This is a genomic window from Azotosporobacter soli, from assembly GCF_030542965.1.
GTDB classification, from domain to species: Bacteria; Bacillota; Negativicutes; order SG130; family SG130; genus Azotosporobacter; species Azotosporobacter soli.
In genome coordinates this window covers 1-19,897 of sequence record NZ_JAUAOA010000027.1, presented here as the reverse complement: position 1 = coordinate 19,897, position 19,897 = coordinate 1, and the positions used below count along the sequence as shown (strand labels likewise).

The window sequence follows — 19,897 nt, the reverse complement described above, 5'->3', positions numbered from 1 at the left end:
CTAGCTTCGGCGTCAAATTCCTTTTAATTCCATGAAGATATAAGAAAAAGCGTTACGCACCGTTCGTCGCTCGGTGCGTAACGCTTCTTTCAATATAAACTTAGATATTCCGCTTCTACGTAGCGGCGCAATTCCTGCGCGACCGGATCATGCAACTCGATGCCGTAAAACTGGAAGCGCTGGTGAAAAAGATTCGCATACAAGAGATACCAGCGGCCATCCGCTTTGAGCTGCAGACCGCTGAAGAAATACTTGTTTGCCTTTAGCAGCAACGCAAGTTCGCGCGGCTGCGGTTGATCAAGCGGCAACGAGAGGAAACAGGTCAGAAACCCATCCTGTTGCATCGCCACGCTTTCCTGCTTCAAGACAGTCGCAAAGTCAGCACCGAATGCATCGACTTGCAAATCCATCAACTGTATATCGTTGCAGGGCTCTTTGATCAGCTTGCCCTGCAGCGGCAGCATAGAAGCGTCTTTCGCCTCGCCCCAGTTGTGCGAGACGCCGACATTGCACAAGAGTCGGCCGATGATCTCCTGATGCTCTTGCGGTGCGTGAAATGTTTGACTTCGGCCGCTGTCTTCCATCTTGCGTACTGCGAACACATAGCTTTCACGCTGACCTTTTTCTTCGTTGATCCCGATGAATTTTGCGCGCTCATGCACCGACAGCTTCAAGCCCATTGTCACCATTTTCAGCGTATGCATCAAGCGCTGCGAATAGGTGTGCGTCGTAACAAAATTAGCGCAGAAATACACTTTTTTGAACGAATCGTCGCGCAGCAGACGGTACAGTTCTTTGACGAGCAGAGTGACCGCACTGGTCGTCCTATAATCCGGCGCCGTCATCAACGTGCCCAGTTCAGCAAAATGCGCCTCTTTGAAGTGGATGATGCCGCAACCGATCATTTCCCCTTCACCGGTCAGCGCCGCCAGCGCGATAAGCTGCCGCTTTTCCAGCGCCGTTCGAAGCGCCTTGTCATCATACAGTTCCGCTTGCAGATAGGAATAGCGGTAGGTACGGTAGATAAGCCCGATTAATTGTGTCGCATCGTCCGCCGTGGCTTGCCTCACGCGCAAACCGAGATTCTCCTGGGAAGGAGCTGCCGCCTCTGTCACTGGCGAGGAGAGCAAAGAGCGAAAGGCGGACAAGCGTTTGGAAAAAGTGATCGACCAACCGTCATTGCCGCAATTGATGCATTCAAAGTGATCGGTCAGCTGCTTAACCAGACTGAAGCCGAGTCCGTCAAGCGTTGCGTCAAGGTCGGACGCGTCAAATTCCGGCGTGGCTCTGACATTAATCGGCGTTCCATGATTGCTGAAATGATAGCGAATCGCTTCGCCGTCTTCTTGCGCCTGTAAATGAAAGACTTCATTCGTTTCCGAGGCCGGAAACGCTTCCATGATATACGAAAAGACTTCTTCGGCCGCCAAGCGCAGCTGCTGCGTTTCATGTCCGTTTGCGCCGAGTGCCTGCGCCGCTTCGCCGACAAATGAAGTGACCAGTGACAGCAATTCGATCCGGTAAGGAATCTGCAGCGAAAAATCAGTTCCCTTTTGCATCTTCAAAACAATCCGCCCTTTCATCTCGCAAAACTTTGTTTTTTCCCAAAACAGGTTTATACTTCTTTCTAGAGGTGATTTTACCATGCGAAAACAAGCTTTGACCATAGGCTCGATTCCGGCGGTCTTATGGGGTGATCCGTCGGATGCGTTATTCATCGCCGTGCACGGCAACCTGTCGAATAAAGAAGACGCCGTGATCGCGCTCTTTGCCGAAGCGGCCGTTGCGAAAGGTTATCAAGTGCTCAGTTTCGACTTGCCTGGGCATGGCGACCGTAAAAAAGACGCTGCGTGCTGCAACGTACAAGACTGTGTGCAGGACCTTGCACTCATTTTACAGCATGCGCAGTCGTTAGCCAAGCAGCTCCGCCTCTTTGCCTGCAGCATGGGCGCTTACTTCAGCCTCCTGGCCTACCGCGATACAGAATTGGCGCAGTGCCTGTTTCTTTCGCCGGTCGTAAATATGGAGCGCATCATCTTGAACATGCTAACCTGGTTCGAGATAAGCGAAGAAAGACTCGAGGCGGAAAAAGAGATCGCCACCCCGATCGGCGAGACGCTTTCCTGGGATTACTACCGCTACGTCAAAGAACATCCGATCGTTACCTGGAACAAACCGACCGCGCTTCTCTACGGCTCAGCAGATACGCTCTGCGAGTTTTCTTTTGTAACGGCGTTTGCCAGGCGTTTCGGCTGCGAGCTCACGGTGCTTGAAAACGGCGAACATTATTTTCACAGCGCAGAGCAACTCGATTTTTTCCGCCACTGGCTGCAGAAAAAGCTGCCGCTCGCCGCAGTAATCTCCGTCTGACGCCCAGCCAATTCCATAAACTCGCACCAAAGAGTAGAAAGCCGTCTCCATGCAGCATGGAGACGGCTTTTGCCTTACTTAAATTATTTTTTCCCCGCCGTAGCGTTCGCCGCCCGCATCGGGTAAAATCGCATAACGTTCGGTCCATAGCGTTTTGTATTTGACCGCTTGCGCATGGATGCTGTCCCATTGCTCGGGAATTTCCCTGACCACTTTACCCGGCACGCCGACAACCAGCGAGTTGGGCGGGACAATCTGACCTTCGCGCACCAATGCACCGGCGGCGACGATGCTGCCGCGCCCGATGACCGCATTGTTCAGCACGATCGCGCCGATGCCGATCAGGCAGTGGTCCTCGACTGTCGCACCATGCACGACGCAATTGTGCCCGACTGTCACGTAGTCACCGATGATGCAGGGTGATTCGTCCGCGACATGCAGCACGCTGTTGTCCTGAACGTTCGAATAGCGCCCGACCTCAATGCGATTCACATCGCCGCGCGCGACCACATTAAACCAAATGCTGCTGAACTCTTTCATCGTTACTTTGCCTATCACTTTCGCTCCGTCGGCAACAAAGCTTTTGCTGTCGCGTTGCGGTTCATTTCCTTCAAATTTCATTTTTTCTTCCTCCTGTTATTTTTTTAAAACGAAAATGAGACGCCGATTTCTGCTTCGCTGGCCCGCAGATAAATTTCCTGCGCGGTAACGATATCGACCACAGCCATCCCCACCGATTTGAACATTGTGATTTCATCCGCCGTTTCACGTCCGGCCTGTCGTCCGAGAAAAAGATTGCCGATGTCGCCGCTGATACTCTCTGCAGAAATCAACCCAGCCCGTAGCGGCACGATAAAATCTCCCGCTTCAGCCAGCGCTGCCTGCTTCGATTCGCAAAAGATCTTGCCGGAGCGCTGCAGCGTAAGCGCGTCAATTTCCTGCATCGTCGGCATGTAAGAGCCGATCGCGTTGACATGCGCACCGGGCTTTAGCCAGCGCCCGTCAAAAACCGGTTTTGTTGCTGTCGTCACCGCAGTAACCACGTCGGCTCCAGTCACCGCTTCTTCGGCCGTGGCGACAGCGCGCAGCGTTACCCGCTTCAGATGCAAACACTCGCGCATCCGTTCGGCAAACGCGACGGTCTTTTGATAGTCGCGGCCGCATAAACGAACTTCCGTCAGTTCGCGCACCGCAAGCATCGCTTCGAGCTGCGCTTGCGCCTGGCCGCCGGTACCGAGCAAAGCACCGATCGAAGCATCCGCTCTGGCCAGTGCCGCCGTTGCCGCGCCAGTCGCCGCACCGGTGCGCAAACGCGTGACATAGGTACCGTCGAGAATGCAGTTCACTTCGCCGCTCGTCGCATCGAGCAGCAGCATCGTCGCGGGCACCACCGCTTTTCCCTGACGGCTGTTCTGCGGAAAGACCGAGACGATCTTGACGCCGGCGCAGTCCAATTCTTCTACGTAGCCCGGCATAAAAAGCATCTGCCCTTCGTATTTCGGCGCCGCGATATTGGTGCGCAGCGGCACATCACTGCCGCCGCGTGAAAAAATCTGAAACGCTTTTTTATAAGCAGCAATTGCATCGTTCATGCTAAACACGCGCCGGATATCCGCTTCTCTTAAAAACAGCATCAAAAAACCTCCTTCGTCCGTCTAGTTTCCCTGCATCATTTTAAGCAGCAGCGTCGGCAGATAATACATGCCTGGATAGTTGGCAAAGAGCAGCGTCTCGCCTTTGTTATATAAGAAGCCATGTGAGGTATAAAACTTCTCGATCCGCTTTTGATCGCCGCCGATCCCGTCGGATGGATAGACGAAGGTGATGAAATTATACTTGTTGCTGATCGCAAGCAGTTCAACCAGTGCTTCGGTGCCCAGTCCCTTGTTGCGAAAATGCCCCTGCACCATCAAGCGGTCGAGCATCACGCCGTCAAGCGCGCCGACTTTATTCGCCAGCGTCAGACGCAGTAGCGAAATGATCGTCTCCACCCGCCGCGCTTCCCATTTTTCCTGAAATTCAAGCAATTCCTGATTAATTATATTGGAAGAAATGAGCATGCTTTTCTCCTTTATCGCGCATCACTTTATCACAACGCCGAACTCATGCAGCAAACCGCTTGCCTCCGGCCAGCTGAAGACGGCCTTGGTCACGCGATTTTGCACCGGATTGATTTCATAGTCACACGCCTTAGAAAAATCGGCGCGACTGAGATCACAGTTTTGAAACACGCTGCGCTGTAAACTGCAACCGCTGAAAACGCAATCCGACAGATCGGTCGCAATAAAATCATTCTCCGTCATTTCACAGTCTTCAAAGCGCGTCTGTCTGAGATTCATTTTAGAAAAATCGCAGTTCTTCATCGCACAAGCGCTAAAAGACATTTCGAGAATAAATGAATCGCAGTCACAAAACGCAATACCAAGCAGTTTGCATTTTTCAAAACGCACCCGGCGCAACCTGGCGTCGCGATAAATCGCCAACGCCAGGTTGCAGCCGCGAAACGTACAGTCTTCAAACGTCGCCGCTGTAAAATCCTGCGCGGTAAAATCACAATTTTCAAAGTCACAATTAAAAAATTCTTTTCCGGCCAGCTCGCGCTGCGCTGTTTTACATTGGCTGATCTTCAAATTTTCATAGCGTTCTTCATTGCTGTTCATCATCAACCGCTCACTTTCGTTTTTAACGCAGCGCTTTCAGTTCTTGCGGCAAGGCAAACTTTTCTACCGCATCAAAACGTGAAAATTCGACATGTACGGTCATGCTAACGCTGCCGAACAGTTCGCGCAACTCCTGTTTCTTTTCCGGCGAAGCATCCACGGCCTCGGCCACACTGTTGCCAAACTCGCCAATAAACGAAGACAAATCCATATCGATCGCAGAGACAGCACCGCTTTTTTTATCGAGCGTCAGTTGATACGCTACATCGCTTATGTTATTCAATGCCTCCGCGGATAGGTTTATTTTATCCAGCCCCAGCGAAGGAAGCTGACGCGAAAGAACATCTTTCATATAACTACCCTTGATAACTACGCTAAAGACAGCCCTGTCGTCATCTTCGCTTACTTTCTCCACGCTCTTGATGCCCTTGCTATATTGCTCATACTCCTTTAGCGGATCATAGCCGCCCGATTTCAGCAGTTGCTTTTTCCACTGATTGTCCGCTTGCGTATACATGAAAATGCCGTTGTTCGTCTCTTCTACATATTGCAGGATCTTCTTGCTTGTCGTTTTGTTGCCTCCTGCCGTTTCGGCGTTGGTGACGACATCCAGTTCCGTTTTGGCCAGCATCGGCTTTGTCATGAGATCGATTTCGCCTTTCACATTCGATCCGATTTCCACGTCCGCGCCGTGCATCGACATCACCGTATCCACCGTCATGTGATAGCTCTTAAAGGCGCGCATCTTCTGATACGCTTCCGCAACGACCGCCTTGTCGTCCAGAGTCTCTGCGGCAACCGGCGTCTGCACGGCGAAAAGCACAGGCAACAAACATAGCAGCGCCGCGACGCTCATCTTACTCACTACGTTTTTATATCGGTTCATTTGAAAGCTCCTTTTCCGTTCCTTTTCTACTTTGGTTTCTTCTCTTCGCGGCGAAAAACTTCCTGCTAGTTTTTCCGATTTCATAGTTACGCAACTTTTGCGCGGACAAAGAAGCGCAAACAAATTCGCTTAGCGGCCGCACACGAGCTTTTAGCTATTTTCACAATCCGGCAGGAACTTCTTTCGCGTAGCACGAATGAAAACGATAGCAAGAAACCATACTATAGAATTCAGGAGTTGTGACGACATGCATGAAGACCAGTTACGCTATTTATCGCTGTTAGCCCGGCATTACCCTTCGATTCAAGCCGCCTCAACCGCGATCATCAATCTTTCCGCCCAGCTTCAGTTGCCCAAGGGAACCGACCACTTTCTCTCCGATATCCACGGCGAACATGAATCGTTCCAACATGTGATCCGCAACGGCGCCGGTTCGACCTGGCGCAAGATTGAAGAACTGTTCGCCGACACTTTATCGAAGCAAGAACAGCGCAGCCTGGCCACCTTGATTTATTATCCGGCGCAAAAATCGGCGCTGATGTTGCAAACCGAGCCCTGCCCGGAATCCTGGTGCCGCAACACGCTGGTTCGGCTGATCAAACTGTGCCGCGTCCTGATCTCAAAATACCAGCGCTCCACTGTTTTGCGCCTCTTGCCGGCGGAAGCGAGCGCGATCATCGAAGAACTGCTCTACGAACAGGAAAATCTCGAAAACAAATCGCTCTATTACCAAAGTCATATCGAGACGATCATTTCGACCGGCAGCGCACAACAGTTCATCATCATTTTGGCCGAATTGATTCAGGATCTGGCGATTGCCAAACTGCATGTCATCGGCGACATTTATGACCGCGGCGCCGGCGCGCATCTGATCGTCGACGAACTGATGCAGCATCGCCATGTCGATATCCAGTGGGGCAACCACGACATCGTCTGGATGGGAGCCGCAGCAGGTAGCCAGGTCTGCATCGCTAACGTCATCCGCGTCTGCCTGCGTTACGCGAACATGGAAACGCTTGAGAATGCCTACGGCATCAATTTGCTGCCGCTGGCCGCATTCGCGCTCGACAATTACAAACTGGATCCCGGCGAACGCTTCTTCCCGAAGACGTTGGCCGAGGAAGACTTCTCCAACTATGAACTCAAGTTAATGGCGAAGATGCACAAAGCGATCAGCGTGATCCAATTCAAACTGGAAGGGCAGCTGATTCGGCGGCGGCCGCATTATCAGATGGAGCACCGCCTGCTGCTTGACAAGATCGACTACGAAAAGGGAACGATCCTGCTCGACGGCGTCGAACATCCGCTGCTCGATACCTATTTCCCGACCGTCGATCCAAAAGATCCCTACGCGCTGACCGAAGACGAAACGATCTTGATCGACAAGCTGCAGCTCTTTTTCACCAACAGCAAAAAACTGCAGCAGCATACCCGCTTCCTTTATTCCAAAGGCAGCATTTATCTGGTGCATGACGGCAACCTGCTCTACCACGCCTGCATCTCCATGAACGAAGACGGCACGTTCCGGCCGTTCATCGTCGACGGTCAAGAATTTTCCGGTAAAGCGTTCCTCGACCGCGTCGATCGACTCGCCCGTCAGGCGTTCTTTTCGACCGGCAACGACGAACACAAGCAGTACGGGCTCGATGCGATGTGGTATCTCTGGTCCGGCGCGCAATCGCCGCTCTTCGGCAAAGAAAAAATGACCACGTTCGAGCGCTATTTCCTCGAAGATCCGGCCACGCATCTCGAAGAGCGCAACCCCTATTACACCTTCCGCGACAAGGAAGCGGCGGTCAACCGCATCCTGAAAGAGTTCGGCCTTTCGCCGACCACCGGACACATCATCAACGGTCACGTCCCGGTCAAAGTAAAAAAAGGCGAAAAACCGGTCAAAGCCAGCGGCAAGCTAATCACGATCGACGGCGGCTTCTCGAAAGCATACCAACGCCAGACCGGCATCGCCGGTTATACGCTGATTTCAAACTCGAACGGCCTCCTGCTGGCCGCGCATCAACCGTTTGAGTCCATTCAAAAAGCGATTTTGGAAGACATTACGATCGACTCCAAAACCGAAATCATCAAGAGCCATCCGGTTCGGATGCGCGTCAAGCACACCGACGACGGCCAGGCGATCGAACGCCGCATCGCCGAACTGCAAACGCTGCTTGCCGCCTACCGCGACGGTTTCATCAAAGAGCATGTCGCCGGCGCAGGCACTTCGCCGACTGACTTATAAGAAAAAGAAGACTTCGTCCGCAGACGAAGTCTTCTTTTTCGTTCAGCCCCGATAATCAGCCAAACGCTGCACCAGTTTTTCATATACGATTTTCATGTGCGGCTCGCTGCTGGCGGCGACCATTTCGCTAAGCGGCAGCCAGGCCACATCTTTCGTTTCCTTTTCATTAAGCAGCAACGGTTGCTCCGCATCGGCCTCGATCAGATACGTCAGCGACAGATGCAGATGCGCCGCAACGTACTTGCCGTTTTTTTGATGCGCCGCGACCGGCAGCACATCAAGCGCAAACGGAGTTTTAATGAGTGGTCGGCAGCGCGTCACGCCGGTTTCCTCCGCCAGTTCCTTGAGCGCTACCGCCAGCAGGTCCTCTTCGCCGTCCGCATGACCGCCGGTCCAGGACCAGGAATCATAAATACGGTGGTAAATCATCAAGGTCTTGTCGCGCTCTGCGTTCACGGCAAAGGCCGACGCTGTGAGATGCGCGATTTCGCAGCGCCGCGTCAAAATATCCGGCAAGAGCCTGGCGCACTCGAGCATCACTCGCCGATCGGCCTCTTCCTGTTCGTTGCCGGGTCGATAATTTTTCACCGCCTCGAGCCAAAGCATCTTTGCTTCCTCCGTCCATTGCCTGCCGTTTATTTTAACGCGCTGCCCATCGCGCGTTCCACCATCGCCTTGCCGGTATTGTAATCATAAAGCGCCTGCGTATAATTGGTTCTCGCTTTCGCCAGCGCCAGTTCCGCATCGATCACATCAAGATTCGTACCGACGCCGGCTTCGTAACGTTCCTGTGAAAGCACAAAATCGACTTCGGCATGTTCAACTGCCGTTTTACTCGTCTCAATCCGTTTTTCCGCTTCCTTCAGCGTCAAGTATGAACTACTGGCTTCGAGCGATATCGCATCGCGCACCTGCTGCGCCTGTTCTTCGGCTACCGTCAACGCGGCTTCGCCGCCTTTGATCTGCGCTTCCGTCCGGCCGGAATCAAAAATATTATACTTCGCCAAAAGCGTGATGTTTTTTGTCTGGTAATTCCAGCCCGGCGATTTCATATCCTGCCATTTGGCGCTGGCCGTCAGCGCAACCGTCGGCAATTTATCACTCTGATAGATCTTAATCTGGTCTTTCGCTGCGCCAATCATGACTGCAGCCTGCTCCATTTCCGGGCGTTTGCTGAGCGCCGTTTCGACACATTCTTCGAGCGTCAGGAGGTACGGACGATATGCCAGATTTTCCTTTGTTTTGACTTCGCTGTAAAGAGGCATGCCCATCACCGTATTCAGCGTGAGCGCCGCCACTTCATAACTATTTTGCGCCTTGATCAAACCGTCCTGGGCATTGGCCCATTGTACTTTCGTCTGCAAGACGTCAACCTTAGCCACCGTACCGGCGTCAAATTGATTCTGGACGTTTTTCAAATGCGCCGCAAAATCATCGACCGATTGCTTGGCAATGTCGCGCAGATTGCGCGCCTGCAACAGATTAAAGTATGCACGCGTCGCCGTCAGTTTCAACTGTTGCTTCATCGCATCTTCATTCAATACGGCTGCCTGGCTGCCTTTCTTGGCCTGTGCGATCGTGTTTTCCAATTTGCCGCCGGTATAAATCGGCAATGTCGCGCTGATTTGATTGCTGAAATAATTATAATAGGGAACCTCCCACATCACTGTCTGATTAACCCAGGACGGCGGCGCGTCGGTACGCAGCTGCGTATAGGCGTAATCTAGGCTGATGCCTTTGGCAGCCTGCGCCTGTTTGACCGTCCAGGCCGCTTTTTCTTTTTGCGCTCCGGCAATTTTCATACTCGGATTATTTTTCAGCGTCAGTGCGATGCTGTCTTCAAGCGACAGTTCCAGCGTCTCCGCATGCGCCGGTTGATTCAGCGCGAGCACCGTTATAATAGTAATGGCCAAGCCAGCCATTACGCTGCGATATGATTTCATCCTGCTTCCTCCAACTTTCGTTTCTTTTTCACTTTGCTTTTTCACTCTTGCTTATTATTCCCGTAAACGCCGGAAAGCTCCTGCCTGAATGACATGAAAATCCGCGAAAGCTTGCGAAAAAGAGAAGACATGCTGTGCGTTTTTTTTACGCTGCATGTCTTCTCTTTCTTAGCATCCCTTGCCTACCATTCGGTTTGAACGCTCAAGTCGGCTCGCGCCTGCGCTGCGCCAATCTTGAACATACGATACAGAATATAGAGTCCGCCGTACCAAACCGGTGCGACATAGAGTCCGACCAGATTGTCATGGTCGTAGCCCATGCCGAGCGTCACCGCCAGCATAAACGCGCCGACCAGGTAGTTCGCATACGGATAACAGGGCATCGGATATTTTAGCTGCGCAATCTGCTCTGCACTCAGGCTTTTGCGCCATTTGTACTGGATATACATGATCAGCGACCAGGTCCACATGCAGCCGGTCGTCGTAATAGCCGACATATAGTAGAATACGCTGTCCGGCGAAGTATAATTCAGATACACGCCGATCAGGCAGACGATGCTGGAGACGATGATGCCGTTGGCCGGCACTTGGTTCTCCGACAGTTTGCCGAGAAATGCCGGCGCTTCATTTCTGAGCGCCAAACCGTACAACATCCGGCCGCATACGTACATGCCGCTGTTCAGACAGGATGCAGCCGAGGAAATGATAACCGTATTGATGATGGAGGCCGCGTAAGGAATGCCAGCTTTCTCGAAAATCATTACGAACGGGCTGACGCCTTTAGGCAACGTGTCGTATGGGAAGATCGAGAGTATCGCCACCATCGAACCGACATAGAAGACGAGTACCCGCCAGAATACTTTGTCGATCGCCGATTTCAGCGACGCTTCCGGATTTTTTGCTTCACCGGCCGTGATGCCGATTAACTCAACGCCCGAATACGCGAAGACGACCATCACAAGCGCCATCGCGACGCCGGTCCAGCCAAACGGCATGAAGCCGCCGTGCGTCCAAAGGTTGGAAAACCCGATTGCGACGCCGCCATTGCCGATGCCGAATAAGATCATCGCAAAACCGACTACCAGCATCGCAACGATTGTCACGACCTTAATCAAAGCAAACCAAAACTCAAACTCGCCGTAGTATTTCACAGAAACCAGATTAATTGCAAGAATCAAGGCAAGACAAATCAGTGCAGGAATCCATTGCTGTATATCCGGCGCCCAGTACTTCATATACATGCCGACCGCCGAGATTTCGCACATCGCCAACACGACCCACTGATACCAGTATGTCCAACCAGTAATAAAGGAAACCAGCGGCCCACAGAACGTCCGCGCATAACCAGCAAAGGACGATGTCACCGGATGTTCCACCGCTACCTCGCCCAGTGCACGCAGCACGAAGTACATAATCACGCCGCCGATCGCATACGCCAGCGTAAGCGCTGGTCCAGCCATTTTGCTGGCCTGAGCCGAGCCCATGAATAAGGCGACTCCGATGACGCCGCCGATGGCAATCAATTGAATGTGTCTGTCCTTGAGATCTTTTTTGAGATTTTCTTTTGCTAAATGTAGCGACTTTTCTTCCATATCGTTCGCCCTCCTTTTCTTTATCTAAAAAAGACGCTTATCAACGACGCGCGCCGCCGACAAGCGTCTTTGCTCGCCTTACCTCTTCTATGCTTCCTCTGCCGCCCGCAGCAGACTTTTTTCCAGCACCGTCAACCCTTTATCCAGCTGTTCGTCGGTCACGACCAGCGGAATCAAGAGGCGGATCACATTGCCGTAGATTCCGGCGCTGATCAGCATTACACCTTCTTCCAAACAATACTTGACGACTTTAGCCGTAAGATCTTTCGCCGGTTCTTTCGTCTGACGGTCTTTTACCAGCTCGATGCCGATCATTGAACCGAGTCCGCGCACATCGCCGATGATCTTGCAGCGTTCTTGCAGAGTTTTCAACCGCTTCATCGTGATCTGGCCGATTTTAGCGCCGCGTTTGCATAGCTCCTGCTCTTCGATCAGCTTTATCGTTTCAAGACCCGCGACGCAGGCCAGCGGATTGCCGCCATACGTCCCGCCGATCACGCCCGGACCAGGCGCATCCATGTACTCGGCCTTGCCGGTCACCGCACTGAGCGGCACGCCGGCGGCAATCGATTTTGCGGTCGTCATCAGATCCGGCTCTACGCCCCAGTTTTCAATCGCAAACATTTTTCCGGTGCGCCCGAAACCGCTTTGAATTTCGTCTGCAATAAACAAAATGCCCTTTTTCTCGCAAATCGCTTTGACGCCCGGCAAAAACTCGGGTGGCGGTACGATAAAGCCGCCTTCACCTTGCACCGGTTCAATAATCATCGCTGCAATTTGCTCGGCATCCACTTCAGAAATAAAGAAGCGTTCAAAGTTTTCCAGACAGTGCATGCCGCAGCCGGGATATTCGGAACGATAATGACAACGGTAGCAATAAGCGCTGGGCACCTTGTACACCTCCGGCGCCATCGGCCCACAACCATGCTTGTACGGTTTCACCTTACTGGTCAGACTCATTGCCATCAGCGTCCGGCCATGAAAGCCGCCTTCAAAAGAAATAATGCCCGGTCGCTTCATCGCCTGTCGTGCGATCTTCACCGCATTCTCAACCGCCTCTGCACCGCTGTTGGCAAACATCGTCTTATTGGGTCCACTGCCCGGCAGCAGCGCATTCATCTTTTCCGCCAGTGCGACATAGGATTCGTACATGCCGATTGCAAAGAAAGAATGCAGCAGTTCGCCTGCCTGTTTTTGCACCGCCTTCACAACCGACTCCGGACAGTGTCCGACATTCAACACGCCGACGCCTGCGTAAAAGTCGAGAAATTCTCGCCCTTCAACATCCGTAATCACCGCTCCGCTTGCCCGCTCGACAAAAATCCCCGTTGTATTGGATATTGGGGCGGCAACCGCATTATTTTTTCGTTGCATCAGCTCTTCCGTCTTGCTCAGTTCCTTTGTCATGCTAATTTCCTCCCGTCATGATAAATCGGGCAAAAATAAACGCGCTGAGACATATCTTTTTGATATGCATCAGCGCCATTGCTAAATTCATCATTTGATTTTTTCCTTGACCCCATACTATCATTTACAACTTTACACGTCTAGGTGAGTTCCTCACAAAAAAACCGCTCGCTTTTTGTGAGATAATCCCGTCAGTCGGAAACTTGCGGCGAAATCGCATCGCCCTCCAATTGTCTTGCAATCAACGTCCCTAATTGCAACGTTAATCTGTCATACGGATCATTTAGACTCCGCTCGGTAATTTCTTCTATTTTCTTTAAACGATAATCGAGCGTATTACGGTGCAAGAACAAACGTTTCGCTGTCTTGGCCGCATTGCAATTTTCTTCAAAGTACACCGTCAGACATTCCGCCATCGCCATATGATGTTTTTTATCATATTCATTGAGCGGTTCGATCACCTCTTGATGATAGGCGGCCAATTTATCCGCTTCCACTTCAAAGAGCAATTTATAAATACCCAACTGCTCATACAAGTAGATCGGCGGCGAAACCTTTTTCCGTTCGCTAAAACGCAACGCTTTATTCGCCTGCAGATAACTGTTTCTGGCCTCCTGCAAACATTCAAACGTACCGCCGAGCGCAGCCGACACAAACAAGCCTGGGATTTCCGACGCGAGACGCTCGATAATTTCCGCAAGCAACGCGACATTTTGGCGCGATTGCGTATCCTTTTCCGGATGCGGCATCAGCAAATGCATGTCATCAAGCCAGAGCATCGAAATCATTTTCCGCCCCCGCCGCTCCAGCGCCTCACGCACAATCCGTTCAAAACGGACCTTCAGCGCGACCAGCGCCTTTTCATCTTTTTCGCGCTGCGTCTGCAAAAACTCCCGTAATTGATGCGGGCGGATAATCGCCACCTGATGCGGTTTTGCCAAATCGTAACCGTAAAAAGCCGCACGCTCGATCAGCACTTCGCTGTCAGCCAACGGACGAAAAAGCAATTGCTCCAGGAAATCATTGAGTGAGCGTTCCTCCGTCTGCTTCATAATAATATGACTGCAGATTTCCTGCGTCACATCGATAAGTTTCACTTCCCAAGGCAGTTCAAAAATCGGAAATCCGGCTTTATCGGCCAGCGCGACAACGTCCGGCGGCACTTCCTTGATGTAGCGGCCGACGTTCACGATCAGTCCGGCCAATTTTTTTCGGATACTGCCGCGTACCACTTCTTTAAGCTTAGCCGCGTCGCCCTGCAGACCGATACCGGTGATAATCAACAGTTCACCGCCCTGCACCCAGGGAATCACATCCGGCAGATCAATAAAATGAACCCAGCGCACGACACGATCCAAGCCCGCTTCGCCAGCCACCAGACGAAGCTTGTTCAAGGACGGCAGATGTACAATTTCCCGGCAACTGATCATATCCGATTCCCTCCTTTTACCGCAACGCCGCAACTTGCTATTTAAAATTGAACACGACCAACTTTTCTTCCGTCATTTCCTTAACCGCGTATTGCGGGCCCTCACGACCGATGCCGCTTTCCTTGACGCCGCCGTACGGCATATTGTCCGTCCGGAAGGTCGCCCCGTCGTTGATGATCACGCCGCCGGTCTCAATTTCCAGCGCACAGCGCCTGGCCAATTCCAGCGATTGGGTAAACACGCCTGCTTGCAGACCATAGACCGAAGCATTGACCTGACGGATCGCTTCTTCAATCGTATCGTAAGGCACGATGCAAACCACCGGTGCGAACGTTTCCTGGCAAACCACTTTCATCTCCGGCGTCACATCCGTTAAGACCGTCGGTTCAAACCAAACGCCGCGCCGTTTTCCGCCGCTCAAAAGCGTCGCGCCCTGCGCAACTGCCTCGTTGATCCAAGCTTCAATCCGCTTGGCCTCCGACTCGCTGATCATTGGCCCGATGCCGGTTTGCGGTTCATGCGGATCGCCGACGACAAGGCTTTTCGCATACTTGACCGCACTGGCGCAAAATTCCTCCATTACGTTTTTTTGCACATAAACACGCTGGCACGAAATGCAGACCTGCCCTGCATTGACGAAGGCCTGTTTCGCGCAAAGTTCCGCGGTCGCACTCACATCTGCCGCATCGTCATGCACAATGTTGGCCGAATTAGAGCCCAGTTCAAGCGCGACGCGCCGGAAGCCCGCATTCTTCAGCAAGGTCTTGCCGACTTCCGGACTGCCGGTGAAACTGTAAAATCCGATGCGCGGCTCTTGCGTCAACAACTCGCCAAGTTCCGCGCCGGAACCGGTTACTAAATTCAAACAGCCGTCCGGTAATCCGGCGGCAGCAAAAATTTCGCACAAGAGTACCGCCGAAAGCGGCGTGACGGTCGCCGGTTTATAGAGCACCGTATTGCCCGCAGCCAACGCCGGACCAATCTTGTGACAGGCCAGATTGAGCGGGAAATTAAACGGCGTGATTGCGCAAACAATACCCACCGGCACGCGCAGCGTAAACGCCCAGCGCTGTCCGCAGCCGGGAGCGCCCGCAAGCGGCACCATGTCGCCGGTCATCCGTTTTGCTTCCTCCGCCGACAGAATCAAGGTCTGTTCGGCTCGCGCGACTTCCGCCATCGCTTCGCCAAACGGCTTGCCCACCTCGGTGCAAATCAAGTTGGCCATTTTTTCCTGCTGCTGCATCAAAAGGCGGCTCGCCTCCAGCAAAATTTCATAACGCCGGTACGGCTCCAGTTTGATTGTTTTAAACGCCTTTTCCGCCGCATCAACCGCAAGCTTCACTTCCTCCGGCCCTGCCGCCGAGATATACGCGCATTCTTCGCCGCTCGCCTTATCGCGCACCGCGATCTTTTTCTCCGTTACCTGCCACTTGCCAGCAATAAATAAGCCATGCGTCTTCATCTAAAACTCCTCCTGCTTTTCATCCATTTCCTTTAACCTACCGCCGCCTGCGTCAAAAAAAAAAACAGACCGGTTACAATGCGCATTGCTTGCGCATTATTTTCCAGTCTTCGTTGACTAATTCGTCTGCACCGGCAAACATTTTGTTTTTTCTAGCGTAACAGACTTCTCTCGGCAGGTCAATAGAATTGCATTGTGAACCATTCACAAATCCACTCCTTTATTTCGTGCATTGTTCACAAGACATTAGCGCGCATAAAAATAGACCCTGCTTCTGCGTCTGCAAAAACAGGGCCTTTTCACAGGATCATATTTTTTTGACGAATTCCGATTTCAACTTCATCGCGCCGAAACCGTCAATGTTGCAATCAATATTATGATCGCCTTCCACCAGACGAATGTTCTTCACTTTCGTGCCGATCTTCAGCGCCGACGAGCTGCCTTTGACTTTCAAATCCTTGATGATCGCGACCGAATCGCCGTCAGTTAAGAGATTACCGTTAGCATCCTTAACGACCAATCCGGCATCGCCGGAATCATCCGCCGCTCCGGCAGTCCACTCGTGCGCGCATTCCGGGCAAACCAGCTGAACGCCGTCTTCATAGGTATATTCGGAATTACATTTGGGACAATTAGGCAAATCAGACATCTTTCACATGCTCCATTCTTTGTACTCAATTTCAATATAGTACCATAGTTTACTCGACTTGACAAATGCCTCGCGCAATAGGTTTGCCTAGCCGTTTTTCATTTGCAAACAAAAACGCGAGTCGGAAACTCGCGTCAGAGTGTAGACCCTTGAAAAACAGAACGGGATAACACGAAGAATCGAAGTGGGCCGATCGCATCGGCCCGGCGGGAGGAGAGGAAGAAAAATTTAAAAATCCTTCCGGCCTTCCCTTCTTCAATTCTTCGTGTAAAAACCGTCCCGCTTGATTTCGTTTTGTCGACAGTCTGACGCAAGTCGGAAACTCGCGTTTTTGTTCACATTCTTCCTGCTGCAACGAGATGCGCCTTACACTTTCGCAGCCCATTCCGCTTCCTTAAAACCGACCAAAACCGCTTTGGCCGTAACCAACAGCGGACGTTTGACCAGCATGCCGTCGCTTGCCAACAGTTCGATCTGCTGCGCGTCCGATAACGTCGCCAGTTTGTCTTTCAAGCCGCGCGCTTTATAGACCAGACCGCTGGTGTTGAAGAATTTGCGCAGCGGCAAACCGCTTCGCTCGTGCCAGGTCTTCAGTTCGGCCGCGCTCGGCGGCTGCTCTTTGATGTCGCGCGCTTCATAGAGGACGGCATGTTCGTCGAGCCAGCTTTTTGTCTTTTGACAGGTCGTGCATTTCGGATACCAAAGAAACAATGCCTTGTCTGCCATCTTATTTCACCTGCAGCGAAGCGGTAAAGATTTGTTCCAGCTCGGACACGTTTGGCTGGCGCGGCGTGTTGGCGATATTTTTCGCCTTGCCGGCTTGCGCCGCAAACGCTTTCATCTCTTCCGCCGTATACGTTTCATCGTTGCGCAGCAATTCGCTCATCAGCGCCTTGAACTCGTCGACATTGGCAACACCGGCGGCCTGCAGCACGTTGGCGATTTTTTCCGGCACGGCCGGTTCGTTGAAACGCAGGTATTCGCCGAGCAGCAGGCCGTTGGCCCGGCCGTGTGGTACCTGATGGAAATAGGTCAGCGAATAGCCCATCGCATGCACCGCGGTCGTACCGGTCTGTGCAATCACCATGCCGCCGAGCATCGAGGCGTACAACAACGATTCACGATCCGCCAGGCTGAAAGTGTCGGTTTTTAACGCCTGCTTCGCAGCGGCAAAGTGCCGGATCGCTGCCAGTGCCAGACTGTCGCTAATCGCGGTGGCCCGGTTTGACAGGTAACCTTCGACCGAGTGCGACAGCGCATCGATCACCGTGTTTACCGTTACGTCACGCGACTGACTTTGGCTATAGCGGGCGTCAAGAAAGGCTACTTTAGGGAAAATGCCGTCGCCGCTAAAACTCCGCTTCGTCTCTTGGCTCGCATCCGTCAAGACCGAATACGGCGTCACTTCGCTGCCGGTTCCTGCCGTAAGCGGAATCGCAATGATCGGCAGCGCTTCGTTTTTCAGTTTGCCATTAAACAGTTCCAGCGCCGCGACGACATTGACCGCAAGCGTCGCAATCGCCTTCGCCGCATCAAGCGGCGACCCGCCGCCGATTGCAACGACTACATCCGGTTGCCACTCTCTGGCGAACGCGCCGCCCTCGGCCACCGATTCGACCGTCGGATTTTCTTCAATCTTGTCAAAAATTTTCCACTGCATCTCTTTTTGCGTCAGCACTTTGACGACATCATCGAGCGCACCGCTCGCTTTCGCCGAATGGCGACCGGTCACAAGCAAAGCTTTCGCGCCCCAGCGCGAAAATTCATCCCCTTGCTGCAATACGCATTCACTGCCGAAATGAATTTTAGTCGGCATGTAAAAATCAAAGTTCATCTTATTTTCCTCCTCGTAAGCCAACTTGTATTCTTACATAATACGCCGCCGTATTTTTGAATCCTGTCTGTATTTTATTTTTTCTTGTACAAATAAAAAAAGATTGCCTTCGCTGCTTTGAACTGAACCAATAAAAACGGACAATGACAAAACACCCCCAGTTGTAGATAATTAATCTATGACTGGGGGTGTTCATATGTCAGGGCAAAGAGGAATAAAACATTTTGGAGAACACATTATTCTCGACGTTCTAAAAATGAAAGAAGAAGGCAAAACGAATCGTGAAATTAGCGAGTTCTATGGATTTAAGGATAAATACGTAATCAAAGAACTAATCCGAAGACACAACCGAAAACAAAAGATGATTGAATCTGGAATTATTCCACGGAAAAAAGGCAGACCGCCTAAAAGCTATGTTACCATACAGGATAAAAGAGATAATGAAATCAAGCGTTTAAAGATGGAAAACGAACTATTACGTTCTTTTCTTCAAATCGTTGGAAGGAAGTGAGGCCATCTGTAAAATACATGGCAATTTATAAAAACCAAGACAGCTATTCTATCTCTGCAATGTGTGACTTTTTTGATGTATCACGCAGTGGGTACTATGATTTTGTTCATCGCATGAATCAACCGAATCGCAATGAACGAATCGTAGCAGAAATTGCGGTATGCCAAGAAATATCAAAAAGAACGTATGGATATCGAAGGGTTCATTTGTGGCTTCAACAGAATAGAAATATATTTATTGATCCGAAAACCGTTCTTCGCTTAATGAGCAAATATAATTTATTATCTCAAATTCGCCGACGTAAAAAATACAAGAGAATGCAGCAACAACTTCATAAATATGAAAATCTACTCAATCGTGATTTTGAAGCAACTGCGCCGAATCAGAAATGGGTTACCGACATTTCATACATCCATACACTCCAAGGAATCCTGTATTTATCAATGATACGCGATGCGTTTGATCGCAGTATTATTGCTTATAAAACAGGAACAGAACAAACTGTAAATTTAGTTCTTGAAACAATTCGAACTGCCATGAAAAAGGAAAAAGTCACTACAGAGCTGCAACTCCATAGTGACCAAGGGTTTCAATACACTTCACAGGGGTATTTTAACCTAACTAAAGAGTATGGTATTACACCGTCCATGTCAAGGCGAGGAAATTGTTATGATAACGCATTAGCTGAAAACTTTTTTAGTATTTTGAAAGCAGAATGCATTTCGAGAATACATCTCAAAACATTTGCAGAGGCTAACGAGGTTATCGATGAGTATATCTATTTTTATAATTTTGAACGCATTCAACTAAAAACAAAACTGACACCGTATGAAAAACGATGCCAGTTTGCGTAATTTAAAGCTATTCTACTTCTGGGCGTTTTATTTTATGTACGTTGTTTCTGGTTCAGTTCA

The 19,897-nt window shown here is 51.2% G+C and carries 19 protein-coding genes; 4 read left to right on the top strand and 15 right to left on the bottom strand.

Annotation, left to right across the window (positions count from 1 at the left end; translation table 11 throughout):
• Nucleotides 1-89: 89 nt before the first annotated feature.
• A complete protein-coding gene (locus tag QTL79_RS16430) occupies nt 90-1,559 on the bottom strand; it encodes a GNAT family N-acetyltransferase (RefSeq protein ID WP_346356058.1) in 1,470 nt (489 codons plus the stop codon).
• 85 nt (nt 1,560-1,644) lie between these two features.
• Between QTL79_RS16430 and QTL79_RS16425 the strand changes: the two genes are divergently transcribed.
• Nucleotides 1,645-2,370, top strand: a complete 726-nt coding sequence (locus QTL79_RS16425) for an alpha/beta hydrolase (protein WP_346356044.1) — start codon at nt 1,645-1,647, stop codon at nt 2,368-2,370.
• A 78-nt stretch (nt 2,371-2,448) separates the two neighbouring features.
• On the opposite strand, the gene QTL79_RS16420 is transcribed toward QTL79_RS16425, so the two are convergent.
• The 5 genes from QTL79_RS16420 to QTL79_RS16400 are packed head-to-tail and all read right to left on the bottom strand — an operon-like array spanning nt 2,449 to nt 5,916.
• Entirely contained in the window at nt 2,449-2,991 is a 543-nt protein-coding gene (locus QTL79_RS16420; RefSeq protein ID WP_346356043.1) for a gamma carbonic anhydrase family protein, read from the bottom strand.
• A gap of 23 nt (nt 2,992-3,014) precedes the next feature.
• Complete coding sequence (locus QTL79_RS16415) at nt 3,015-4,004, bottom strand: ornithine cyclodeaminase family protein (RefSeq protein ID WP_346356042.1); 990 nt, start codon at nt 4,002-4,004, stop codon at nt 3,015-3,017.
• Between the two features lie 21 nt (nt 4,005-4,025).
• Nucleotides 4,026-4,430 carry a hypothetical protein gene (locus QTL79_RS16410; RefSeq protein ID WP_346356041.1) on the bottom strand — a complete coding sequence of 135 codons (405 nt, stop codon included), beginning with the start codon at nt 4,428-4,430 and terminating at the stop codon, nt 4,026-4,028.
• Between the two features lie 21 nt (nt 4,431-4,451).
• Nucleotides 4,452-5,033, bottom strand: coding sequence for a pentapeptide repeat-containing protein (locus QTL79_RS16405; RefSeq protein WP_346356040.1), 582 nt, complete (start codon nt 5,031-5,033; stop codon nt 4,452-4,454).
• Between the two features lie 19 nt (nt 5,034-5,052).
• The gene (locus QTL79_RS16400) at nt 5,053-5,916 is read right to left on the bottom strand and encodes a DUF6612 family protein (protein ID WP_346356039.1); all 864 of its coding nucleotides are present in this window, start codon (nt 5,914-5,916) and stop codon (nt 5,053-5,055) included.
• Between the two features lie 247 nt (nt 5,917-6,163).
• Between QTL79_RS16400 and QTL79_RS16395 the strand changes: the two genes are divergently transcribed.
• Nucleotides 6,164-8,155, top strand: a complete 1,992-nt coding sequence (locus tag QTL79_RS16395; protein WP_346356038.1) for a fructose-1,6-bisphosphatase — start codon at nt 6,164-6,166, stop codon at nt 8,153-8,155.
• A gap of 42 nt (nt 8,156-8,197) precedes the next feature.
• Here QTL79_RS16395 and QTL79_RS16390 read toward each other — a convergent pair whose 3' ends face one another.
• The 9 genes from QTL79_RS16390 to QTL79_RS16350 form a co-directional block, all read right to left on the bottom strand.
• Nucleotides 8,198-8,761 (bottom strand): NUDIX hydrolase, encoded by a 564-nt coding sequence (locus QTL79_RS16390; RefSeq protein ID WP_346356037.1) that lies wholly within the window; start codon nt 8,759-8,761, stop codon nt 8,198-8,200.
• Between the two features lie 29 nt (nt 8,762-8,790).
• Nucleotides 8,791-10,098 (bottom strand): TolC family protein, encoded by a 1,308-nt coding sequence (locus QTL79_RS16385; RefSeq protein ID WP_346356036.1) that lies wholly within the window; start codon nt 10,096-10,098, stop codon nt 8,791-8,793.
• Nucleotides 10,099-10,280: 182 nt separating this feature from the next.
• A complete protein-coding gene (locus QTL79_RS16380; RefSeq protein WP_346356035.1) occupies nt 10,281-11,690 on the bottom strand; it encodes an amino acid permease in 1,410 nt (469 codons plus the stop codon).
• An 87-nt stretch (nt 11,691-11,777) separates the two neighbouring features.
• Nucleotides 11,778-13,097, bottom strand: coding sequence for a 4-aminobutyrate--2-oxoglutarate transaminase (gene gabT, locus QTL79_RS16375; protein WP_346356034.1), 1,320 nt, complete (start codon nt 13,095-13,097; stop codon nt 11,778-11,780).
• Between the two features lie 191 nt (nt 13,098-13,288).
• On the bottom strand, nt 13,289-14,527 hold the full coding sequence (locus QTL79_RS16370) for a PucR family transcriptional regulator (protein WP_346356033.1): 1,239 nt from the start codon (nt 14,525-14,527) through the stop codon (nt 13,289-13,291).
• A gap of 37 nt (nt 14,528-14,564) precedes the next feature.
• Nucleotides 14,565-15,989 carry an aldehyde dehydrogenase family protein gene (locus QTL79_RS16365; RefSeq protein ID WP_346356032.1) on the bottom strand — a complete coding sequence of 475 codons (1,425 nt, stop codon included), beginning with the start codon at nt 15,987-15,989 and terminating at the stop codon, nt 14,565-14,567.
• A gap of 307 nt (nt 15,990-16,296) precedes the next feature.
• A complete protein-coding gene (locus tag QTL79_RS16360; RefSeq protein ID WP_346356031.1) occupies nt 16,297-16,638 on the bottom strand; it encodes a zinc ribbon domain-containing protein YjdM in 342 nt (113 codons plus the stop codon).
• Nucleotides 16,639-17,004: 366 nt separating this feature from the next.
• Nucleotides 17,005-17,364 (bottom strand): arsenate reductase family protein, encoded by a 360-nt coding sequence (locus QTL79_RS16355; RefSeq protein WP_346356030.1) that lies wholly within the window; start codon nt 17,362-17,364, stop codon nt 17,005-17,007.
• A 1-nt stretch (nt 17,365) separates the two neighbouring features.
• Entirely contained in the window at nt 17,366-18,472 is a 1,107-nt protein-coding gene (locus QTL79_RS16350) for an iron-containing alcohol dehydrogenase family protein (protein WP_346356029.1), read from the bottom strand.
• Between the two features lie 196 nt (nt 18,473-18,668).
• On the opposite strand from QTL79_RS16350, the gene QTL79_RS16345 reads away from it, so the two are divergent.
• Nucleotides 18,669-18,983: a hypothetical protein gene (locus tag QTL79_RS16345; protein WP_346353978.1), complete on the top strand. Its 315-nt coding sequence runs from the start codon at nt 18,669-18,671 to the stop codon at nt 18,981-18,983.
• Between the two features lie 17 nt (nt 18,984-19,000).
• Nucleotides 19,001-19,837, top strand: coding sequence for an IS3 family transposase (locus QTL79_RS16340; RefSeq protein WP_346353979.1), 837 nt, complete (start codon nt 19,001-19,003; stop codon nt 19,835-19,837).
• The last annotated feature ends 60 nt before the right edge of the window (nt 19,838-19,897 follow it).